4 protein-coding genes are annotated in these 3072 nt (G+C 65.9%); all 4 read left to right on the top strand.

Features of this window, described 5'->3' with window-relative positions; genetic code table 11:
* On the top strand, positions 1 to 972 hold a 972-nt coding region (locus HUU96_RS13890), incomplete at its 5' end, for an EAL domain-containing protein (RefSeq protein WP_174293342.1).
* A 53-nt stretch (positions 973 to 1025) separates the two neighbouring features.
* On the top strand, positions 1026 to 1520 hold the full coding sequence (locus HUU96_RS13895) for a hypothetical protein (RefSeq protein WP_174293343.1): 495 nt from the start codon (positions 1026 to 1028) through the stop codon (positions 1518 to 1520).
* A gap of 129 nt (positions 1521 to 1649) precedes the next feature.
* Positions 1650 to 2138 (top strand): hypothetical protein, encoded by a 489-nt coding sequence (locus tag HUU96_RS13900; protein WP_174293344.1) that lies wholly within the window; start codon positions 1650 to 1652, stop codon positions 2136 to 2138.
* Positions 2139 to 2291: 153 nt separating this feature from the next.
* Positions 2292 to 3072: GTP-binding protein (locus tag HUU96_RS13905; RefSeq protein WP_174293345.1), on the top strand; the 781-nt coding region annotated here is incomplete at its 3' end.

Below are 3072 nucleotides of genomic sequence, written 5' to 3' on the forward strand. Positions count from 1 at the left end.
CCGATCGTCGACCTCTCGCTCGGTCGGGTGACAGGCGCCGAGGCGCTCATCCGCTGGCAGCATCCCGAGCGTGGCATGGTGCCACCCCTGCAGTTCATCGGCGTCGCCGAGCAATCCGGCCTCATCGATCCGATCGGCCTCTGGGTGATGCGGCAGGCCTGTCGGCAAGTGAAAGACTGGGCCGATGCGGGCCTTCCCGGCATGAAGATCGCCGTCAATCTCTCCGCGCGGCAGTTCCTGGATCCCGGTCTGATCGACTCCATTCGCGAGGCGCTCGGCAATGCCGGCATTGCCGCGAACCAGCTCGAAATCGAGCTGACAGAGACGGCTGCCATGGCGGATGCGGCTCATACGAGCGCGGTCTTCGGCAAACTGCGCGATCTTGGAGTTCGCATCGCGATCGACGATTTCGGCACCGGTTATGCCAGCATGAGCTACCTGCGCAAGCTTCCTTTCGACAAGCTCAAGATCGATCGGGAATTCGTGTCGAATGTGCAGTCGACGCGGGACAGCCAAGCCATCTGCGGCGCCCTGGTGACGCTCGCCAACGGCCTCGGCTGGAGCCCCGACGGCGGCACGATGTACTTCTCCGACACGCACGCCGGCACAATCTGGGCCTACGACTACGACATCGCCACCGGCGCGATCGCCGACCGCCGCGCCTTCGCGACCGTGCCTGTGGAGGAGGGCGTGCCCGACGGACTGACGGTCGATGCCGCCGGCAGGGTCGTCGTGGCGATCTGGCGCGGCGGTCGGCTCGACGTCCACGCGCCCAACGGCGCCCGCGAGGCGTCGATCCCGGTGCCGGTCCGCAACCCGACCAGCTGCGCCTTCGGCGACGCTGACCTGCGAACGCTCTACGTCACGACCATGCCCTCGTCCGGCGAGGACGATCCGCGCTCGGGTTCGCTGTTCGCCACCACGATGGACGTGCCCGGTCTCGCCGGGGTGCCGATGGACCCGACCTTGTAAGGAGCATCGGTGCCGCGCATTGACATCGGATCGCCGGGACGGATCATGGAGCCATGCTGAGAGCAACCCTCGTCCTCGCCTCCACCCTCGCCATGCTGCCAGGCGCGGCGTCGGCCAAGACCTTCAAGCTGGGCGCCGATCCCAAGGTCGCCACCGTGACGCTTCCGGACGCCTGGGATGGCGACGAAGCCGATGGGCAGCTCGAGGCCCTGTCGCCGGACAAGACGATCTACCTGTCCGCCACCGCCGTGGACGCCGCCGACGTCAAGGCCGCTGGGCAGGAGGTCTCCAAAGTTCTGGCGGAAAACAAGATCGAGCTAAAGGGAGATAGCCGGAAGGTCGCGGCGCTGACCGTCGCCGGCATGTCCGGCGCCGCGATCTCCTGGGACGCCAAGGACGCCGACGGTCCGACGCAGGTGCACCTCGTCACCCTCAAGACCCCGTCCGGCGGAGCGTTGGTGGTCTTGCGTTGGGGCGACGCCGACGCCGAGAAGGACCATGCCGCCGAGATCGATGCCATCGTGAAGAGCGTGGCGGCGGCGAAGTAGGCGCCGCGATCTGACGCGAGCCGGTCGGTTCCGGCCGCAAGCCTCCGCACCGAGCTCAACGTCTTGACGTGGGTCGGGAATCATCGCTTCTACGGCCAATCTTTGTTCTGCGGCTTCGGAGCCGATCTCATGTCCAAGACGCTGCTCGCCGCCGTCATCCTCTGCGCCGGCTGGACGGCGTCCGCGGATGCCAAGGCGTTCAAGATAGGCGAGGATGTCGCCTGGATCTCGATACCAGACACCTGGGAGCCCGAGACGTTCGACAATGGCGTCGAGGGGACCTCGCCGGACAGGGAGACCTATGTCGCCGCCGAGATCGTCGACGGCGACACGCTCGCCGACGCGAGCAAGGACGAAGAGAAGTTCTTCAAGAAAATGAAGATCAAGATCAAGGAGGACACCTTCAAGCAGAAGAAGATCCAGATGAGCGGCCTTGACGCCGACGACCTGCAGTGGGAGGCGACCGATGCCGACGGTCCGACCCACGTCAGCGTCACGCTGGTCAAGATCGCGGAGAAGAAGCTCCTGATGATGACTTACTGGGGCAGCGAGGCCGGCGAGAAGACCAACGGCGCCGAACTCAACGCGATCTCCGAGAGCATAAAGCCGATCCGTTAGGGTCGATGTCTCGCGTTCGTCCGGCGATCCCGGCATCCGTCTTCGGCGAAGGTCGCAGGCCGTAGTTCCCAAACTCGCCGCAATGCGGTAGAGCGTGCCGCAACGCGGCATGTGCCCGATGCGCGTGCCCCTCTCCAATCCCCGGCCCGTCCCATGAAGCTGCGAAACATCGCCATCATCGCTCACGTCGATCATGGCAAGACGACCCTCGTCGACTGCCTGCTGCGCCAGTCCGGCGCCTTCCGTGACAACCAGCGCGTCGCCGAGCGCGTGATGGACTCGAACGATCTCGAGAAGGAGCGCGGCATCACCATCATGGCGAAGGCCACGTCCATCGCCTGGCAGGACACCCGCATCAACATCGTCGACACCCCCGGCCACGCAGATTTCGGCGGCGAGGTCGAGCGCATCCTGTCGATGGTCGACGGCGCCATCGTGCTGGTCGACGCTGCCGAGGGCCCGATGCCGCAGACTAAATTCGTGGTCGGCAAGGCGCTGAAGATCGGCCTCAAGCCGATCGTCGCCATCAACAAGGTCGACAAGCCCGACGCCCGCGTCCAGGAAGTCGTGAACGAGGTGTTCGACCTCTTCGCCGCGCTCGACGCCACCGACGAGCAGCTCGACTTCCCGATCCTCTACGGCTCCGCCAAGCAGGGCTGGATGGCGATGGCGCCCGAGGGTCCGCAGGACGGCATGGGTCCGCTGTTCGACCTCGTCGTCAAGCACGTGCCGGAGCCGACCATCGAGGAGGGCGGCTTCCGCATGCTCGGCACGCTGCTCGATGCCAACCCCTACCTCGGCCGCATCGTCACCGGGCGCATCTTCGCCGGCTCGGTCAAGCCGAACCAGTCGGTCAAAGTGCTCTCGCGCGACGGCAAGATCGTCGAGCAGGGCAGGGTGTCGAAGATCCTCGCCTTCCGCGGCATCGAGCGCA

The sequence above is a fragment of the Sphingomonas bacterium genome (genome assembly GCF_903644135.1).
Taxonomy (GTDB): domain Bacteria; phylum Pseudomonadota; class Alphaproteobacteria; order Sphingomonadales; family Sphingomonadaceae; genus Sphingomonas.

What these genes read in the sequence shown, in the direction of transcription:
- HUU96_RS13895 (WP_174293343.1), top strand. Translation starts at nt 1,026, where the DNA reads ATGCTGAGAGCAACCCTCGTCCTCGCCTCCACCCTCGCCATGCTGCCA.
- HUU96_RS13900 (WP_174293344.1), top strand. Translation starts at nt 1,650, where the DNA reads ATGTCCAAGACGCTGCTCGCCGCCGTCATCCTCTGCGCCGGCTGGACG.